The following is a 19,182-nucleotide window of genomic DNA, read 5'->3' as shown; positions in this document are numbered from 1 at the left end:
TTCGAATGGCGCACAATATGCAGAGGACGGCGGTACGGCTACCGCCTGTTTGCGACACGCCACAGGTGCGGCGCGACCCCTAGCGCCGAGCGGTCACCCAGCGGGAATCAACTCAGGCGAAGGCCCAGATGTCCTCGGCCTGGAAGCCGACCTGGTAGCCGGCGGTCTTCAGTTTGACCACGACCTGGCCGATCTCGGCCGCAGGCAGCGCGCCGACCTCGATCTTGATCATGCCGGGGCGATAGCGCTTGAGGTCGAGTTGCTCGAACACCATCCAGTCGGCGCCTTCGCAGTCGACCAGGAAAGCGTCTATGTGGTCGATGCCGTTGCGGTCGAGCAGCGTCTGCAAGGTCTCCGACGGTACCTCGATGTCCTTCAGATGCGGCGCGAACTTGTTGAAGTTGGCGTCCGCCTCGCCCCAGGCGTTCTTGCCCGACATCAGATTGGTGTCGGTGACCGACGAGCAGCCGATGAACTCGATCGGCAGCGTGCCGGCCTCGAGCGCGGCGGCATCGAAAGTGTGCACGGTGATCGTGCCCTTTGTCCTCGTCACCGCAACCGGCTCGATGACGAAGCGTTCGGCATCCGGGTAATTGGCGCGCAGCCGCTTCTGGTTATACGGGATCGGTTCCACCAGCATGGCGCGGGCGCCGCGAATGCGGTGCAGCCACGGCGTCACGTCGTCGAACAGCGCGCCGTCGCAGGCGCCGACATTGACCATCTGGAACGGCCGACCGCCGAAGCGGGCCTGCAACGCCGCCTTGGCGAGAAATTTCGTGCCGTGGAGCGAGGGGCTGCGGTCGAGAAGTCCGGCAGGCAGGCCGAGCGACAGGAAGATGCGCGCCAGGTGGGAAAGCGAGCTCATGACTTGTCTCCGGAAATGACCTGCAGCGCGGCGCGTCGGCCGCTTTGGCTTGCCGATGCCCACAGCGCCATGAACGGCGCGACAAGCAGGAGGAAGGGCGGCAGAAGGTTGGGGAAATAGATGCGGGTGTCGTGGATCGGGAAGACGGCGAACTTCGCCAGCACGCCAAGCACGAGCGCCGCCAGCAGGATGCCGGCGCGGCGGTCGAGCCCGAAGCCGGCGCGGTTCAAGCCGAACCAGCCGGCCAAGGCCAGCACCGAAACGCCGACCCAGTTGTTGACGCTGATGGCGCGCACGACCGAGGCGGCGAAGGCCTTGAGGTAGGCCGCTATCGAAAATGGCGGCTCGAACCCGTCCATATTGTAGTGCTGCTCGATGCTGGAAAACCAAAGATGCGGCCACCAGCCGGGATGCTGGGCCCAGTGCGAAATGGCGAAATAGGCGATGAAGGACGCGGCGAAACCGGCCAACGCGCCCCACGCCCTCTCACGGAAAGCGACAAGCAGCACCGCGAAAATGGCGAGGAAAACGATGTTGTCGGGCCTGGCCATGAACGCCAGGAAAAGCAGGACCGCCGTTGCCGCCTCGCGCTTGCGCATATAGGCGAAGAGCCCGCCGAGGAACAGCGCCGAGCACAAGAGGTCCGGCGTCGAAGCACGTGCCGCGTCGCCGAAATCGGCCATGATCAGGATCGCGCCGACCACGGGCGCCAGCGCCAGCGCGCCTTGCGCGCGCAGCCAGGCGAGCGCGACGGCGCCGAACAGCAGCACCGAGAAGACCTGCACCAGCCGCATCGCCTCGACCGGCGAGACGACATGGCTGAGGCCGGACAGGATTTCGGCATAGAGGAACTTGATCCGGTACATGCCGAGCAGCGAATGGAAGTCGGCAGCGTTCTCCGTCATGTGGCTGCGGAAGCCGCCGCCATCGTCGGTCAGCGTCTTGTAATCGCCTGCCGATATACCTTGCTTGACCGTGCTGTAGGCATAGTCGTGCAGCGCCTGCGGATCGGGATAGGCGCCCTCCTCGGCGATCGCCAGATAAGGCAGCATGTCCCAGTTGGCGTCGGGCATGAACCAGGCGGTCGCGGCGGTCAGCAGGATATAGAGCGAAAAGGCGATCGCCCCGATCGATGCCGCCCATTTCGCGTAAGCCCCCTCGCCCCACGCCAGGCCGGCGCCGGTCAGCCGTTCCAGCGGATTGGTCGGAGCGGACGGCCTGGTCAGCATGCTCAGGCCTCTATTTGCCGACCTGGCTTTTCACGAAATCTCTCACGATCGCCACGATGCCGCGCGACAACAGGCTGTCGAAAGCATCGACGAAGCGGTCGACATGCTCCGGCTGGCAGATCAGCGGCGGCTCGAGCCGGATGACGTTGCGGTTGTATTCGGTGAAGGCGACGAGCACGTCGTAGTCGCGCAGCAGCAGCGAGCCGACGAAGCCCGACAGCGAGCCCTTCAGCTTGTCGTCGAGCACGCTGACGACCGGGCGCAGCACCATCGGCAGGGTCTGCGAGAAATCGTGGAACTCGAGCCCGATCATGAAGCCCTTGCCGCGCACGTCCTTGATGATCTTGGGGTATTTCTCCTTGAGCGCCCGCAGCCGCTGCAGAAGGTACTCGCCCGTCGACGCAGCATTGTCGATCAGGCCTTCGTCATAGAGCACGTTGATGCCCTCGATCGCGGTGACGCAGGCCTCGCCCATGCCGCCGAACGTCGCCATGGCGTGGATCATCGCCGTCTTCGGCGTGCCATAGGCCTTCATGTAGACGTCGCGCTTGGCGATCATGGCGCCGACCGCGGCCTTGCCGGCGCCCAGCGATTTCGCCAGCGCCGTCACGTCCGGCACCACGCCGTAATGCTCGAAGGCATAGAAGCGGCCCGAGCGGCCATAGCCGCACTGTACCTCGTCGGCGACCCACAGCACGCCATGCTGATCGCAAAGCGCACGCAGCTTCTGCCAATATTGCGCCGGCGCCTGGATGATGCCGCCGCCGCCCTGGATGGTTTCGAGCACGATGACGCCGATTTCGGGATCGCTCTTGAACAGGCGCTCGACGGCGTCGATGTCGGCAAAGGGAACGCGCACGACATTGTCCGCGACCTTGAAGTCGGCGCGGTAGAGCTGGCCGTCGGTGATCGCCAGCACGCCCTTGGTCTTGCCGTGGAAGGAATTCTCGGCATAGACGATTTTCGGCCGCTTCGAGCCCGCGGCGCGCTCGGCGAGCTTCACCGCCGCCTCCATCGCTTCCGAGCCGGAGGAGCCAAGGAACACCATGTCGAGCTCGCCCGGCGAGCACTTGGCGATGTTGTGCGCCAGCGCCGCCGCATATTGCGACATGAAGGCGATGGCTATTTCCTGGCGCTTCTCCTCCTGGAACTTCTTGCGCGCTTCCAGAATGCGCGGATGGTTGTGGCCGAAGGCGAGCGAGCCGAAGCCCCCGAAGAAGTCGAGGATCTTGCGGCCGTTCTGATCGATGTAGAACATGCCCTCGGCGCGCTCGATCTTGATCTTGTGGAAGCCGAGCAGCTTCATGAAATGCAGCTGTCCAGGATTGAGATGCGCCTTGAACAGGTCGGTGATGCGGGCGACATCCAGCGCCTTGGCCTGCTCGACGCTGATCAGGTCGGGCTTGGCGATGGTCGCCGGTGACAGCGCCGGCGCATCGACCAGCGTGCGCGTTCCGGTATGTTCCGGCTTGGCCATGACGGTCATCTGAAAAATCTCCCTTCGTCGCCTTATTCGGCGGGAACGTGTCTGGTGGCGACGGCGTGGCCGTCCTTCTTGGCGCGATATTCGCTGTAGGCGGCGATCAGCATGTCCTCGTCGCGATATTGCGGCACCCAGCCGAGCTGGCGCTCGGCCTTGGACACGTCGAGCACGCATTCCTCGTCGGCGATCAGATACTGTTCCGGATCCATGATCGGCGTGTTGAGCAAATCGAGCAGGTCGAGCGTGCGCTTGACCGCCCAGCCGGGCGTGGGCAGCAGGATCGACCTCGAGCCGGCATGGCGGATAAGGTCGCCGAGCAATCTTTTGACCGGCGGCGGATTGAGCGAGCCGAGATTGTAGGCCTCGTTCGGCACGCCGGCCTTCCACGCCGCGCGGGCGGCCTCCGCGCAGTCGAACACCGAGATGAACTGATACGGGTTCCGGCCCGAGCCGATCATCGGCACAGGCAGGTTCCAGTCGATCAGCTTGAACAGCTTTTCCAGGATGCCGAGGCGGCCGGGCCCGATGATCAGGCGCGGCCTGAACAGCGAGATCGACATGCCGCGCTTGCGCCATTCGGCGGCAAGCTCCTCGGTCTTCAGCTTCGACAGCCCGTACTCGCCGAGCGGCGAGACCGGATGATCCTCGGTCATCGGCAGCACCACCGTGTGGCCGTAGATCATGTCGGTCGTGTAGTGGACGAGCTTCGAGGCGCCGGCCTTGTCCATCGCCTGGATGATGTGCTCGGTGCCGTGGAAATTCACCGGGAAGAAAAAAACGTGCCGCTTGGCGCGCACCTGGATCGGCGACAGCATCTTGGCCGACAGATTGTAGACCATGTCGTCGGCCTTGAGCCCAACCGCCGCGACCGAGGCCGGATCGGTGACGTCGCATGTGATGAAGCGCACCGAGCGGTAGTGCGGCAGGTCGCTCTTGACGATGTCGGCGACGACGACGTTTTCCCCGTCCGCGACAAGCTTGGGGGCAAGGTGACGGCCGACGAAGCCGTCGCCGCCGAAAATTACATGTCTCATCGAACGATCTCGCTTGCTCGGGTTCTGTCAGGCGCGATGGAAGCCGTCTGGTCCTCATGTCCGCGGCCACTTTGCGCGATCAGGATCGTGCCGGCGCAAATGCAGGCGATGCCGGCGATGCGCCAGCCATTGAGGTCCTCGCGAAAGACGAAATAGGCAAAGATCGCCACGGCGACATAGGCGAGGCTGAGGAACGGATAGGCGAAGCTGAGCTCGACCTTGGACAGCACATAAAGATGCGATGCCATCGAGATGACGAAGGTGCAGAGGCCCAGGAACACCCAAGGGCTGAACACGATCTGCAGGAGCTTGACGAGCGGATTGACGCCTTCGAAGGAGATCGGGCCCATCGACATCATGCCCTGCTTCAGCATCAGCTGCGCCGCGGCATTGGTCATAACCGTGAAGAGAATGAAGATTATGTATTTCATTGTTGCCACCCCGCCCTTGGGCGGTCCTATTACAAACCTGCAAATATTTCGTGAAGCCCGGATGGTATTTTGCGCAAACCATGGCGTAACGATTCGTTTACTATGATTTATTTGATTTTTATCTATTCCGCGGCTTCCGAAACTCCACTCCCCACATCCAGTCTTTTCGCCGTCCGCGCCCAGAAGCTCGACAGGAAGGCCGGGTCGCGGAGCGCCTCCAGCCGCTGCCATTGCGGAAACGACGCGGCAAAGATTTCAGGCCCCGTCCGCGCGTCCTTGTAGGGATTCACCGCCCCACCCGCCTCGACGGCGATGCGGTCGAGCTCGGCAAGCAGCCGCAACGTCCTTTCGCCCCGGTTGGGGAAATCGAGCGTCAGCGTGTAGCCCGGCCGCGCGAACGACAGCAGCGCCGGCGAGCGGACGTCACCAAATCGCTTGAGCACGGTCAGGAACGATCCCTCGCCCGCCCGCCGGGCCGCCTCGAGCAGCGCCGGGACGATGCGGCGCGCGTCGACCTCCGGCACCACGCTCTGGTGCTGGAAAAGCCCGTGCGGCCCGTAGAGCCGGTTCCAGTCGCGGATGCCGTCGAGCGGAAAGAAGAAACCCTGATAGCCCGCCTGGCGCGGAGCCGCGGACCTGCCCTTTTTCCAGCGGTAGGCCGCGTTGAAGACGATGAGGAAAGGCCGGTTGAGGACATTGAAGGGCGGTTGCACCGGCACGGAAAGCCGGCTGCCGGCACGCGCGGCGGCATGCGAGCCGTGCTCGGCATGGTTGCCGGTGAACAAGAGGCCGCGCCCGCGCCTTTTGCCCCCGGCAAGCTGATCGATCCAGGCGACGGCATATTCGTTGGCCTGGTCGGCAGCTTCGGCAAGATCGAAGAATTCGCCGAGATCGCGAAACCGCGTCGCCTTTTCCGTTATGTCGAGCGAGGGCACCCGCACCAGCTTGATCGATGCCGAAAGGATAAGCCCGGTCAGCCCCATGCCGCCGATCGTTGCCGCGAACAGACGGACATTGTCGGTTTGCGAGCAGCGATAGGTTCGGCCGTCGGACCGAAGCAGTGTCAAGGCCTCGACGTGGCAGCCGAAGCTGCCGCGCCGATGGTGATTCTTGCCGTGGACGTCATTGGCGATCGCGCCGCCCAGCGTGACGAATTGCGTGCCTGGAACCACGGCCGGAAAGAAGCCGTAGGGCGCGGCGTGCGCGATGATGTCGCAAAGCAGTGTACCGGCATCCGCTTGGAGCACGCCGGTCTCGGCGTTGAAGGAACGGATGCGGTTGAGCGGCCGCATGTCGACCACCATGCCGGCATCGTTCTGGCAACTGTCGCCATAGGAGCGGCCATTGCCGTAACCGAGCAGCGATCCGGCTTTCGCCTCGCCACGCTTCAGCAAGGCGATCGCCTCGTCCGCCGGGATCGCCTTGCGCGCCGGCGCCGTCGCCAGTCCGAAGCTGCCGAAGCGCTCGTTCCTCATCACCAGCCTCCGGCGACGAGGAAGGCCGCGCCGATGGCGACGACGATCTGGCTGCGCCAGTCGCGGATGATGAAGACGACCGGATCGTCATGCATCTCGTCGCGCCGGGCGAGAATCCAGACGCGCATCGTGAGGTAGAGCACGATCGGCGCCAGCGGCCATATCAGCCAGGGATGCGGGTAGAGCTCGCGAACCGCCGGGCTGTCCATATAGAGCGCCAGGACCAGCGCCGAGGAAAAGGCAGAGGCCATGCCGGCCTGGGCGACGATTTCCTGGTCCTCGGTGCGATAGCCACGACCGGCGATGCGCTCGCCCGGAGGAATGGCTGTGGTGCGCAATTCGACAAACCGCTTTACCAGCGCCAGCGACAGGAAGAAGAAGATCGAAAAGGCGAGCAGCCAGAAGGAGACGTCGACGCCGGTGGCCGCCGCGCCCGCCAGCACGCGGATCGTGTAGAGGCCCGCAAGCGTCAGCACGTCGACCAGAAGCATGCGCTTGAACGACAGCGAGTAGGCGGTGGTGACCGCCATATAGCCGGCAAGCACGCCAAGGAATTCGATCGGAAGGAACGATCCGGCGGCAATGCCGATCGCGAGCAGCGCGACGATCGCGCCAAGGCCGTACGGAATGGACAATGCACCGCTGGCGAAGGGCCGGTTGCGCTTTGTCGGATGCTTGCGGTCGAGCGCCAGGTCGAAGAAATCGTTGAGGATATAGATGGCGGACGCCACGGCGCTGAAGGAGACGAACGCCAGCAGGCACTGCCAGATCATGTTTGGGTTGAAATATTCGTGCGACAGCACCATCGGCACGGCGATCAGCGAGTTCTTCAGCCACTGATGCATGCGCAGCATCTTGATGTAGGTCCTCAGCGTCGGCTTCGGCGCCAGCATGGCCTCGGCGCCATGCTCCGCCTGCCAGCGCCGGGCGCTGCGGTCGGGCGCCACCACGAGTGCGTTGCGCGCGGCGTCGAACACTTTGAGATCGTGCCGGCTGTTGCCGGCATAGTCGAAGCCCGCGTCGCCATAGGCGGCGACAAGTGCCGCGCATTTCCTGGCGGAAGTCATGTTGTGCGGGCCATCGGTCGCCAGCACGCGATCGAAGATGCCGAGATGCGCCGCGATCGCCTCGGCGAACTTGCGCGGCGTTCCCGTCGCCAGCACGATCACGCGACCCTCCCGGTGCTCGGCGCGCAACCGGTCGAGCAGGTCCTGGCGGTAGGGCAGCGAGGCCGGATCGATGTCGACGCGCCTGGCGATCTCCTGCTTCAGCCGGGCGGGACCGCCGGTCAGCCAGAGCGGCACAAGAAAGAGATAGAGCGGGTTTTTCTTAAGCAGGATGAACAGGCCTTCCCACAGAAGGTCCGTCGCAATCAGCGTGCCATCGAGATCGACCGCAAGCGGAATTGCGTTCCTGTCCGACCTCGCGTCCATTGTCTGCCCCGATCGACCGCAAGATCCCGGAAAGGGACCACGCGCCAACTCAACCCACGCCGCGTGCCGGCGTCCTCGGGTCGGATATAGCGGGTGATGACGCAGCGAACGTTAAAACGCCCGGTTGCAGCGCGTGGTCATACCGGTTTTCGGGCGTCATCGTTAAACGACGGCTACCGAAAACGATAAAAGGCCGGACATCGGTCCGGCCTTTGCCAAATCTTGCTGCGCCAATCTTGCGGCGACGGTTACTTGATGCGGGCCGCACCGCCCGAAATTTCGACCGTTTCCGAACCGGTCAGGGCTTCGAGGTCGCCATTGGGCAGGGTGACGAAGCAGCCGTTCGAGCAGAATTCCACCGTCTCGCCCGCGGCAAGCGTCAGCTCGCTCTTGGCGCCGCCTTCGGTCACGACCAGGGTCCGCGTCTGGGCGTCCCTGTTGATCGCGCTGGCGGCGAAAGCCGAACCGCCCAGAGCCAGCAAAGCGATGGCGGCAACGACAGACTTCCACATTGCAATTCCGGTGTTTCACACACCGCCTCTGTTCAAATTTGCAAGGCATTCTCGCCCTTTGCATCGAAGCTTATATGAGATGTTACCTGAACCGCAACTGAATGCCGCATTCATGCCACAATCGGTTTCGGCGTTGGATATGCCGTCGCCTAAGGTGTTTCGAGATTCAGGTCAGGCTGCGCCGAAAATGACGGATTCCGAGAACCGGCCCACGCCGGGCACAGCCTTCATTGCCACGTCCCTCTTAATAAAAATGCTTCGGCCGGCGAAGGCCGGAAGCGCAGGAATCCGCCATTTGCAGGCCGGCCTCACCTGAATATCGATGCATCTCAGCCTGGATCGGGCTTGCGGCCCTTCCGCTTCATCTTGGCCAGCCGCTCCCGCTCGGCCGCGGCTTCCGCCTCCAGCCTCTCGCGCTCGGCGTATTCGGCCTCGATCTTGTCGTCGTCGATCGGCCAGGCCTCGTGCTTCTTCGTTTCGACCACGGCGCGCGGCGCCGAGGGTATCTCGATCCGCTCCTCCTCGAAGATATCGAAGATGGCGAAGCGGATGTCGTTCTGCACGACGCTGCCGTTCATGATGTCGGCGACGAACACGCGGATTTCGAATTCGAGCGCCGCCGCCCCGAAATTGGCGAAGAGAACGAACGGCTCGGGGTTCTTCAGCACCATCGGATGGGCACGCGCAATATCCATCAGGATGGCATGGACGCGCTTGACGTCGCTGCCATAGGCGACGCCGACCTTGATGTCGACACGCCCGAGCTTGTTGCGATGCGTCCAGTTGCCGACCGCATTGTTGATGAGGTTCGAGTTGGGCAGGATCACCGCCTGGCGCTGGAAGGTCTCTATCTCGGTGGCGCGCACGCTGATCTTGCGCACCGTGCCGCTGACGTCGCCCGCCACGATCCAGTCGCCGACCTTGAACGGCCGCTCGGCAAGTAGGATCAGGCCCGAAACGAAATTCGACACGACGTTCTGCAGGCCGAAGCCGATACCCAGCGAAAGCGCGCCGGCAACCAGCGCGAGATTGGAAAGATCGATGCCCGCGGCCGAGATACCGACCAGGCCGGCAATCGCCACGCCGGCATAGCCGACGCCAAGCCGGATCGAATTGCGCACGCCGGCATCGACCTTGCCGCGCGCCATCACCGAGCCATCCAGCCAGCCCTGGAACCAGCGCGTCAGGAAATAGCCGATGACGAAGACCACGATACCGCTGAGGATGCCGAGAAAGGAGATGCTCACCGAACCGATCGAGACCCCTGTCGCCAGCTTGTAGGCCCAGGCCTCGATATCGCCGGGCTGGAAGCCCCACATCAAAAGGATCAGCGGCAGGAACACCAGCACGATCATCAGGTTGATGGCGATGCTGACCACCAGGCCGAGCTGGTCGAGGGCGGTATCCTCGTAGCTGGAATTTTCCGAAAGCCATCGCCCGACCGAAGTGTCGGCGAAGCCACCCTCCTCCCCGATCGCGCGTGCCGACAGGAAGCCGATATAGGCCGTCACCAACACGGTGCCGGTCACCACGACCTGGAACGAGACGAAAAGTGCCAGGCCGATATAGCCGAGCAGTGCCGCCGCGATGGTGAACAGGCCGAGCCCGATGGCGATGAAACGAAGCCAGGCCGGCCAAGGGCGCCATGAGCCGTCGGCGGCCCTGAAAGGCCGCAGCAACCCCATCAGGATGAGGATGACGCCGATGATGATGGTGGCGATAAAGCCCCTGGCGATCGTCAGCGAAAGCGGCGAACCCATCTTCTCGTTGACGATCGACAGGAAGTAGTTGAACCCAAGCACCAGCGCCATGGCCGTCGTCAATCCGACGAGCCAGCGCGCGGGACCGGTCGCGACCGGGATCAGCCGCCAGTTGGGCAGCCGCGGTTCGAGCGCCGCGTTGGTCAGCCGGTTGACGCAGAAAACCATGCCGATCACCGTCAGCAAGGCATTGAGGAACGTGCCGATATCGCCCCGCAGCACATTGTAATAATTGAAGAAGAACACCGCCGAGGCGAAGAAGACGCCAAGCGCCAGGGTCGGCAGCAGCGTCGACCAGAAGGCCACCGACAGGCGGCTGAGATAGGACGGATCCTCGACGGTCGGGTCGGCCTCGAATATGCGGCCGAACAGGCGCCTGCCGCCGATCAACAGCACCGCCGCCAGCGCCAGCGCCATCAGCGTCGCCGCGAGGATCGCCTGGAACTTGAACCTGACGGCGAAGCTCAGCCACGAGGACACCGACTTGTAGAGGCCCGAGAACTGGTCGTGCGCGTCGGAAAAGGCCTGCGGGCTCAGCGCCTCGGTCAGGTCATAGTGCTTGGTGATGACACTGCGGAAAAGCTCGCTGCGCATGACGGCGATCTTGTCGAGCAGCCCGTTGACGCGGATCGACAGGTTTTGCGCGCTGGCGACGACCGCGTTGATCTGAGCCTTTTCCGAGGAGAGCGCGCTGCGCTCGTTGTTGACGATCGCCGGCTCGGCAGGTTGCCCCTGCGCCGGTGGCAAGCCGAGCACCTCGACGCGGTTGTTAATGTCGGTGAGGCGCTGCCGGAATACCAGCGCGCTGTTCAACGCCGCCCGCGAAATATCCTCGAGCTGCAACCGTATGTCGACCAGCCCCGCATCGTCATTATCGGGGTCGCTCAGTTTCTTCTCCAGGCCGTCGGTCTTGGTCGTCAGGTCCTGGATGGCCTTGGTCTGATCGGCGATGAGCTGCGATGAACCATGGCCGATCGCCTGCGCCGACGCCTCCAGCGCCGGCTGCCCGAAGACAGCGACGATGACGACCAGGATGAGGCGCAGCAGGCGGAAGAACATGAGTTTGTTGGCGACTCGCAGCCGAAAAATCCTCGAAATTTCCGCCCTTGATAAAGACCGCCATATCGGGCGGCAAGCCGTCCCCATCGCATCGGCGGGAGTCGGCCTGTCGAAAAGCGATGGCGCAATCTTGGCTTTGCGCTTCTCGCCTGCTCTATAGTCTCCCGCTCGCATCATAAGGACGATAGGAAGAATGGCGGAATATTCAGCCTTTTCGCTGCTCAAGAACGCGCTGACCGGCAACAAGGATTGGAAGCCCGCCTGGCGCAAGCCGGACCCCAAGGCTTCCTATGACGTGATCGTCATCGGCGGCGGCGGCCACGGCCTCTCGACCGCCTATTATCTTGCCAAGGAACACGGCATCACCAATGTCGCGGTGCTGGAGAAGGGCTGGCTCGGCTCAGGCAATGTGGGCCGCAACACCACGGCGGTGCGCTCCAACTATCTTTTGCCGCAGAACACCCGCTTCTACGAACATTCGATGAAGCTGTGGGAGAACCTTTCGCACGACCTCAACTACAACGTCATGTTCTCGCAGCGCGGCTGCCTCAATCTCGCGCATACGCCCGCCCAGCTCGACGATTATGCCAGGCGCGGCAACGCCATGCGGCATCTCGGCGTCGACGCTGAACTGATGAGCGTCGACCGGATCAAGCGGCTTGTGCCGGCGCTGGATGTCTCCGGTTCGACGCGCTTCCCGGTTCTTGGCGGGCTGATGCAGCCGCGCGCCGGCACCGCCCGGCACGACGCGGTCGCGTGGGGCTATGCGCGCGGCGCCGACCGGCGCGGCGTCGACATCATCGAGAATTGCGAGGTTACCGGCTTCCTGCGCGACGGCGGCCGCATCACCGGCGTTTCGACGACGCGCGGCGAAATCCGCGCCAAGAAGGTCGCGCTTGCGGTTGCCGGCAGCACCGGCCAGGTCATGCAGCTTGCCGGCATTTCGCACATGCCGATCGAAAGCCATGTGCTGCAGGCCTTCGTCTCGGAATCGCTGAAGCCCATCGTCGACACCGTTCTCACCTTCGGCATGGGCCATTTCTACATTTCGCAATCCGACAAGGGCGGCCTCGTCTATGGCGGCGACCTCGATGGCTACAACAGCTACGCCCAGCGCGGCAGCCTGCCGATCGTCGACGAGGTGATGAGCGAGATGCTGGCGCTGTTCCCCGGCCTGGCCCGCGTGCGCATGCTGCGCTCCTGGGGCGGGCTGTGCGACATGACGATGGACGGCTCGCCGATCATCACCACCGGTCCGCTGCCGGGCATGTATCTCAATTGCGGCTGGTGCTACGGCGGCTTCAAGGCGACGCCCGCCTCAGGCTGGTGCTTTGCCTACACCATCGCCAAGGACGAGCCGCACGAGTTCAACGCGCCCTTCACGCTCGACCGCTTCTATCGAGGCCTGATCATCGACGACAAAGGCCAGGGCGCGAACCCGCGGCTGCACTAGAACCATGATCCCAAAAAGTGGAAGCCGGTTTTTGGAAAAGATCATGGCTGAACAAAAAGATACATAAAAATGTTGATCACCTGTCCCTATTGCGGCCCGCGCGACGTCATCGAATTCACCTATCAGGGCGACGGTAACCGCGAGCGGCCGCAGCCGGCCTCGCAGAACCTCGACGCTTGGAACGCCTATGTCTACGACCGGCTGAACCCGGCCGGCGATCACAACGAGATCTGGCAGCATTCCGGCGGCTGCCGCGCGCATCTGAGGGTCGTGCGCAACACCGTCACGCATGAGATCCTGAGCACCGCATTCGCTCGTGGCGGCCACAAGGCGGAGGGCCGCTCGTGAGCCCTCGCCGCACGGAGACCGGCGGCCGGATCGACCGGCTGCGCACCATCCGCTTCACCTTCGACGGCGCGCCTTACACCGGCCATGCCGGCGACACGCTGGCCTCGGCGCTGCTCGCCAACGGCGTGACGCTGTTCGGCCGCTCCTTCAAATATCACCGCCCGCGTGGTCTGCTTGCCGCCGGCGTCGAGGAGCCGAACGCGCTGGTGACGGTGCTGCGCGGCGCAGTGCGCGAGCCGAACATCCCGGCCACCATGGTCGAGATCTATGACGGTCTCGTCGCCGTCAGCCAGAACCGCACGCCTTCGCTTGCCTGGGATGTAAGCGCGATCAACCAGCTCGGCGGCAAGATCCTGTCGGCCGGCTTCTACTACAAGACCTTCATGGGGCCGGTGATCGGCCCGCTGAAGGGCACGCGCTTCTGGATGTTCTGCGAGCATTTCATCCGTCGCGCCGCCGGCCTCGGCAAGGCTGGCACCGCGCCCGATCCGGCGCGCTACGAGCGCATGAACGCTTTTTGCGACGTGCTGGTCGTCGGCTCCGGTCCGGCCGGCCTGATGGCGGCAAAGGCCGCCGCCGACCAGGGCGCCCGCGTCATCCTCGCCGATCTCGAAGCCAACTTCGGCGGCTCCGCCAACTGGTCGGGCGAAACCATCGACGACATGCCTGCCGCCGACTGGGCCCAGCGCACCGTTGGCCAGCTCGAAGGCAACGACAATGTCCGCCTTTTGCCGCGCACGACGGTGTGGGGTTATTACGATGGCAACACGCTGGCCGCGCTCGAACGCGTGACCGATCACAAGGAAGGGGCCGCCAAGGGTGAGCCGCGCCAGCGCTACTGGGCGATCCGCGCAGGCACCGTGGTTCTCGCCACCGGCTCCTTCGAGCGGCCGCTGGTGTTCCCGGGCAACGACCGTCCCGGCGTCATGCTGGCGCATGCGGCGGAACGCTACGCAGTTGAATATGGCGTGCTGCCGGGACAGCGCATCGCGCTCCTCACCAACAACGACAGCGCCTACCGCTCGGCCCTCGCCTTGAAGAAGGCCGGCGCCGCGATCGTTGCCATCGTCGATGTCCGAAGCGACGTCTCGAACGACATGCGCCGGCTGGCGAGCGAAGCCGAGGCCGAGCTGCTGGACGGCCATGCCGTGGTTGCGACCGAGGGCGGCAAGGGCCTCACCGGCCTCAAGGTGCAGCGCTTCGACGCCATGAGCGGTGCGCTGAGCGGCGACGAACGCAGCATCCATGCCGACAGCCTTCTGATGTCCGGCGGCTGGTCGCCGACCATTCATCTCGCCAGCCAGGCCGGAGCGAAGGCCGAATGGAACCCAGCCCGGCAGGCCTTCCTGCCACCGAAGTCGACTCAGCGCGGGCCAAATCAGCAATGGATTGGCGCCGGCGCCTTCACCGGCAGTTTTTCGACTGCTGAAGCCATCGCCGAAGGCCGCGCGGCCGGCCTTCAGGCGGCTGGCGGTGCAGCGTCATCCGCTCCCCTGCCCGTCGTCGAGCCGACCCCCGGCGATCCCGACCCGGCGCCGGTCTTCGAGATCAAGGCCAAGGGCAAGAGCTTTGTCGACTTCCAGCACGACGTGACCGCCGAGGACGTGCGGCTGGCGCATCGCGAAGGCTTCGTCTCGGTCGAGCATCTGAAGCGCTACACCACGCTCGGCATGGCGACCGACCAGGGCAAGAACTCCAATGTGCCCGGCCTTGCCATCATGGCCGAGGCGCTCGGCAAGCCGATCCCCGAAGTCGGCACGACGCGCTTCCGGCCGCCTTACACGGCGGTGTCGATCGGCTCCTTGGCCGCCGAACGCTTCGGCGACCTCAAGCCGGAACGGCTGACGCCGATGCATGACTGGCACGTCGCCAATGGCGCGAGGATGTATTCGGCCGGCCTCTGGTACCGCCCGATGATCTACGGCCTTGCCGGCGAGACGGTCGAGCAGGCCTATGTCCGCGAAGCGAAAGCGACACGCGAAAGCGCCGGCATCGTCGACGTCTCGACGCTGGGCAAGATCGCGGTGCAGGGGCCCGACGCGGCCGAGTTCCTCGACCGCGTCTACACCAACATGTTTTCCACACTCGCGGTCGGCAAGGCCCGCTACGGTCTGATGCTGCGCGAGGACGGGCTTGCCTTCGACGACGGCACCACCTGGCGGCTTGGCGAGCAGAAATTCCTGATGACCACCACCACCGCCAATGCCGGCAAGGTGATGCAGCATCTGGAATATTTCCTCGACGTCATCTGGCCGGAGCTAAAGGTCACCGTCAGCTCCGTTACCGACGAATGGGCGGGCGCGGCGATCGGCGGACCGAACGCGCGCGCCATCCTTGCCTCCTGCGTCAGCGGCACCGCCGTCGACAACGCCAGCCTGCCCTTCATGGGCATCGTCCATGGCCGGATCGCCGGCATTCCGGTGATGATCTGCCGGCTGTCCTTCTCCGGCGAAATGGCATTCGAGGTCTATTCCGGCGCCGGCTACGGCACCCGCGTCTGGGAAGCCTTGATCGAGGCCGGCAAGCCTTTCGGCCTGGTCACCTATGGGCTCGAGGCGCTGGGCACGATGCGCATCGAGAAGGGCCATGTCACCGGCGCCGAGATCGACGGCCGCACCACGGCGCGCGACCTCCATCTCGACTGGATGCTGTCGAAGAAGAAGCCCTTTATCGGCTCGGCCATGATGGACCGGGAAGGCCTGATCGCCCCCGACCGGCTCGAGCTGGTCGGTCTCATCGCGCTCGACAACCGGCCGCTCAACGGCGGCGGACATATCGTCGAGAAACTGGACGAGGCCAATCCGCACGACTCGCTCGGTCACATCACCGCCTGCTGCTATTCGCCGGCGCTGGGCAAATATATCGCACTGGCCCTGGTCAAGGGCGGCAAGGGGCGTCACGGGACCCGCGCGTTCGTCTCGGATCCGCTGCGCAACCGGTTCGGGCCGATCGAGATCGTCTCCAACCATTTCTACGATCCGGACGGGAGCCGCATGCATGGCTGAGCACCAGTTGCCCGAACGCCAATCGCCGCTCGAGCCGGACTACCATCCGGGGTCGCACGGCAATTTCGAACATGGCGTCGATGTCATCCTGTCCGAGACGCGGCCGGGCTCGATCCTGCAGCTCGCCGCATGGCCGGGCGAAGAGAAGCGGCTGATCGAAATTGTCCGCAAGGTCACCGGGCTCGCGCTGCCCGACGGCGCCGGCGGCGGCGTGAGCAGCGGCGCCCGCGCCGTTTTCGGCTTCGCGCCGGGGAAATTCACCGTGGTGGACGAGGCCGAAGGCCTGGCTCAGGCCTTTGCCGGATCGATCACGCCGGCCATCGGCACTCTCACTGACCTGTCGCACGGCCGCACCGCGATCCGCATCGCCGGCCCGAAGGCCGAATGGGTAATGGCGAAATTCTTCGCCATCGACTTCGCCTTGCCGGCCTTCCCGCTCGGCGCTGGACGTTCGACCAACCATCACGACGTCTTCGCGCAGATCCAGCGCACAGGCGCCGACCAGTTCGACATCTACGTCTTCCGCTCCTTCGCGCGCTCCTTCTGGAAGGCCTTGTGCCACGCCTCGGAGGAAGTCGGTTACGAAGTGCAATAGCCCGGCGCGACGAGATCAGGAATTGGTCCCGCCTGCATCTGGCACTACGGACGATTACAACTGCTGCTTGAGCGTTGGGCCAGCAGGGACGATAGATAGGAATCATCGGCGTTTGCCAGGGCAAACGTCCGCTCAGGCAACCAGTTCGACCATACTCTTCCATGACTGTTGAGACTTCGGCGACGGCCACGACCCGCTTTGCTCCGGCGGGCGGTCCGTCGATGCTGTTGCCGGCGACGGTCGCCTGCGGCGTGTTCATGACCAGCCTCGACCAGAACGTCGTGGTGACCGCGCTGCCCGGCATCGGCGAGAGCCTCGATCGCCCGCCAAGCCAGCTTGGCCTGCTGATCACGGTCTACGTCGCGAGCCTCATCGTCACCATGCCGCTCGGCGGCTGGCTGGCCGACCGCTTCGGCCTGCGCAACGTCTATTGCTTCGCGCTGCTCGTCTTTGCTGGCGCTTCGGCCCTGTGCGGCCTTTCGGAAAACATCTGGATGCTGGTCGGCTCGCGCGCCTTGCAAGGCTGCGGCGGCGCGCTGATGGGCACGCTTGGCCAGGTCGTGATCCTGTCGAGCTTCCCGCGCGACCGCACACTGAAGATCAACATGTATATCTCGCTGGCCGGCCAATCCGGGCCGCTGGTCGGCCCGCTCGTCGGCGGCGCGCTCACCACCTACGTCTCCTGGCGCTGGATCTTCTACATCAACATCCCGATCGCGCTGACCGCCGCGATGCTGGCCGCCTCCATGTTTCCCACGACGACCAAGCCGGTCCGCACCCCATTCGATTTTCCGGGCTTCCTGCTTGTCGGCAGCGGCATGGGGCTGCTGGTCTTCGGCATGGATTCGCTTGCCGCCAAGGATGCCGCAAGCAGTCTCATCGGCATCGAGCTTGGCCTGGCGATCGTCATCCTGGCGGTTGCCGCCTTCTATTGCCTGCGCGCCCGCAACCCGCTGCTCGATCTCAACCTGCTGCGCATCCGCACCTTCCGCATCTCCTTCCTCACCGGCGGCGCCCTCGACACGATCGGCCTGAGCTCGGTCGTTTTCCTGCTGCCGCTGATGTTCCAGCTCGGCTTCGGCATGAGCGCCGTGCAGGCCGGATCGCTAACCTTCGTCGCCGCGATCGGGTCGTTGATGATGCGCTTCTTCATGCCGCGCCTGTTGAACCGCTTCGGTTTCAGGCGCGTGCTGGTCACCAACACGCCGATCGTCGCTTTGCTGGTCGCGGGCTTTGCCCTGATGCAGGAGAGCCTGCCGGCCTGGATCGTCCTGGCCTACATCTTCGCCTTCGGCGTCTTCCGTTCCGTGCAATGGGCCTCGACCGGCAACCTTTCCTATTCGGACATCGCGCCGGAGCAACTCGCGCGCTTCAGCGCGCTCTATTACATCTTGTGGCAGCTTGCGGTGGCGCTCAGCGTCGGCCTCGCCGCCGCGCTGCTGTCGCTGCTTGCCGGCGGCGGCAAGGCCAGCGTCAACGACTATCGCATCCTGTTCGTCATCGAAGGGCTGATCACGCTTTGCGCGCTGTCGGCTTATCTCAGGCTGACGCCGCAGGACGGCGCCCATGTCAGCGGGCACGGCGCGCATATGAGCACCGATTAGCCGACCGAGAAACTCGGCGTCATTATTCCGCGAAGCTTACCCAGTCCTCGAGCGGCGCGCGGTCGGTCCGGAACTCGTTTTCGGGCTTCGACGTATCCTCATAGCCGAGCGCCATGCCACAGACGACGATCTCCTCGTCGGGAATACCGAGCACCGGCCTGATCTGGCGGTGATAGGGCGCGAACGCCGCCTGCGGACAGGTATGCAGCCCCCTGCCCCGCGCAGCCACCATGATGTTCTGCAGGAACATGCCGTAGTCGATCCACGACCCCTGATTCAGCCTCCGGTCGATCGTGAAGATCATGCCGACCGGCGCGTCGAAGAAGATGAAATTGCGGTCGTGCTGGGCTCGCATCCTGTCGACCTCGCGGCGGCCGATGCCCAGCACGCCATAGAGGCCGAAGCCGTTGGCGCGGCGGCGCGTGAGGTATGGTTCGAAGAACTGGTCGGGATAGTAGCGGTACTCGTCCCACTCCGCCTTTTCAGCGCGGATGCCGGAATTGAGGATGGCGTCGCTGATGCGCTGCTTGACCTCGCCCTTGGTCACATAGACGCGCCAGGGCTGCATGTTGGTACCGGACGGCGCGCGCGCGGCGACGGCCAGGATCGCGCGGATCGTGTCGTCATCGACCATATCGGGCAGGAAGGCGCGCACCGACCGGCGCGACATGATCGCCTCATCGACGATCTCGGCATCCGACGCGATCCGGATGTTCTTCTCAAGCATGGGTCGTCCCTTTCGGCATGGCCAGAAACCCGCAACCCGGTTTCCTTAACGACCATCCGCAGACTATAAGCTAAAACTGGTCCCCGACCGGACGCCCCACTCGCCGCTCGTGCGCGAGCCTTTGCATCAACCGCCGAAAACGCGCAAGCAAATCTTGTGGCCTATGAAA

General features: G+C 64.3%; 15 protein-coding genes. 5 read left to right on the top strand and 10 right to left on the bottom strand.

The features are described 5' to 3' along the window. Positions 1 to 112: 112 nt before the first annotated feature. From FJW10_RS16390 to FJW10_RS16350, 9 genes are all read right to left on the bottom strand, one after another. Positions 113 to 865: an FkbM family methyltransferase gene (locus FJW10_RS16390; protein WP_140900881.1), complete on the bottom strand. Its 753-nt coding sequence runs from the start codon at positions 863 to 865 to the stop codon at positions 113 to 115. Beyond that, entirely contained in the window at positions 862 to 2,094 is a 1,233-nt protein-coding gene (locus FJW10_RS16385; protein WP_140900880.1) for a hypothetical protein, read from the bottom strand. The genes FJW10_RS16390 and FJW10_RS16385 overlap by 4 nt, the downstream gene beginning before the upstream one ends. A gap of 10 nt (positions 2,095 to 2,104) precedes the next feature. Next, positions 2,105 to 3,571, bottom strand: a complete 1,467-nt coding sequence (locus tag FJW10_RS16380; protein WP_181177554.1) for an aspartate aminotransferase family protein — start codon at positions 3,569 to 3,571, stop codon at positions 2,105 to 2,107. Between the two features lie 32 nt (positions 3,572 to 3,603). Further along, positions 3,604 to 4,611, bottom strand: coding sequence for an NAD(P)-dependent oxidoreductase (locus FJW10_RS16375; protein ID WP_140900878.1), 1,008 nt, complete (start codon positions 4,609 to 4,611; stop codon positions 3,604 to 3,606). Next, the gene (locus tag FJW10_RS16370) at positions 4,608 to 5,042 is read right to left on the bottom strand and encodes an EamA family transporter (RefSeq protein ID WP_140900877.1); all 435 of its coding nucleotides are present in this window, start codon (positions 5,040 to 5,042) and stop codon (positions 4,608 to 4,610) included. Before FJW10_RS16370 ends, FJW10_RS16375 begins: the two co-directional genes overlap by 4 nt. Before the next feature lie 122 nt (positions 5,043 to 5,164). After that, complete coding sequence (locus FJW10_RS16365; protein ID WP_140900876.1) at positions 5,165 to 6,517, bottom strand: FAD-binding oxidoreductase; 1,353 nt, start codon at positions 6,515 to 6,517, stop codon at positions 5,165 to 5,167. Continuing rightward, the gene (locus tag FJW10_RS16360) at positions 6,517 to 7,950 is read right to left on the bottom strand and encodes a UbiA family prenyltransferase (protein WP_140900875.1); all 1,434 of its coding nucleotides are present in this window, start codon (positions 7,948 to 7,950) and stop codon (positions 6,517 to 6,519) included. The genes FJW10_RS16365 and FJW10_RS16360 overlap by 1 nt, the downstream gene beginning before the upstream one ends. 248 nt (positions 7,951 to 8,198) lie before the next feature. Further along, a complete protein-coding gene (locus FJW10_RS16355; RefSeq protein WP_027167119.1) occupies positions 8,199 to 8,462 on the bottom strand; it encodes a hypothetical protein in 264 nt (87 codons plus the stop codon). Positions 8,463 to 8,791: 329 nt separating this feature from the next. Next, positions 8,792 to 11,281, bottom strand: a complete 2,490-nt coding sequence (locus FJW10_RS16350) for a mechanosensitive ion channel family protein (RefSeq protein ID WP_140900874.1) — start codon at positions 11,279 to 11,281, stop codon at positions 8,792 to 8,794. Between the two features lie 193 nt (positions 11,282 to 11,474). On the opposite strand from FJW10_RS16350, the gene FJW10_RS16345 reads away from it, so the two are divergent. The 5 genes from FJW10_RS16345 to FJW10_RS16325 all read left to right on the top strand — a co-directional run bounded on the left by FJW10_RS16345 (position 11,475) and on the right by FJW10_RS16325 (position 18,286). Further along, positions 11,475 to 12,734 carry a sarcosine oxidase subunit beta gene (locus FJW10_RS16345; protein ID WP_140829396.1) on the top strand — a complete coding sequence of 420 codons (1,260 nt, stop codon included), beginning with the start codon at positions 11,475 to 11,477 and terminating at the stop codon, positions 12,732 to 12,734. A gap of 69 nt (positions 12,735 to 12,803) precedes the next feature. Next, positions 12,804 to 13,082 (top strand): sarcosine oxidase subunit delta, encoded by a 279-nt coding sequence (locus FJW10_RS16340; RefSeq protein ID WP_140829394.1) that lies wholly within the window; start codon positions 12,804 to 12,806, stop codon positions 13,080 to 13,082. Further along, positions 13,079 to 16,087: a sarcosine oxidase subunit alpha gene (locus FJW10_RS16335; protein ID WP_140900873.1), complete on the top strand. Its 3,009-nt coding sequence runs from the start codon at positions 13,079 to 13,081 to the stop codon at positions 16,085 to 16,087. Before FJW10_RS16340 ends, FJW10_RS16335 begins: the two co-directional genes overlap by 4 nt. Before the next feature lie 7 nt (positions 16,088 to 16,094). Continuing rightward, positions 16,095 to 16,682: a sarcosine oxidase subunit gamma gene (locus tag FJW10_RS16330; protein ID WP_140900910.1), complete on the top strand. Its 588-nt coding sequence runs from the start codon at positions 16,095 to 16,097 to the stop codon at positions 16,680 to 16,682. A 161-nt stretch (positions 16,683 to 16,843) separates the two neighbouring features. Then, the gene (locus tag FJW10_RS16325; RefSeq protein WP_140900872.1) at positions 16,844 to 18,286 is read left to right on the top strand and encodes an MFS transporter; all 1,443 of its coding nucleotides are present in this window, start codon (positions 16,844 to 16,846) and stop codon (positions 18,284 to 18,286) included. Positions 18,287 to 18,308: 22 nt separating this feature from the next. Here the strand turns inward: FJW10_RS16325 and FJW10_RS16320 are convergent, their stop codons facing one another. Then, positions 18,309 to 19,013, bottom strand: a complete 705-nt coding sequence (locus FJW10_RS16320; protein WP_140646639.1) for a nitroreductase — start codon at positions 19,011 to 19,013, stop codon at positions 18,309 to 18,311. Positions 19,014 to 19,182: the final 169 nt, after the last annotated feature.

It is taken from the genome of Mesorhizobium sp. B4-1-1, assembly GCF_006439375.1.
In the GTDB taxonomy this organism is placed as follows: Bacteria; Pseudomonadota; Alphaproteobacteria; order Rhizobiales; family Rhizobiaceae; genus Mesorhizobium.
The sequence above is the reverse complement of the archived record's forward strand: the minus strand, read 5'-3'. Positions and strand labels throughout refer to the sequence as shown.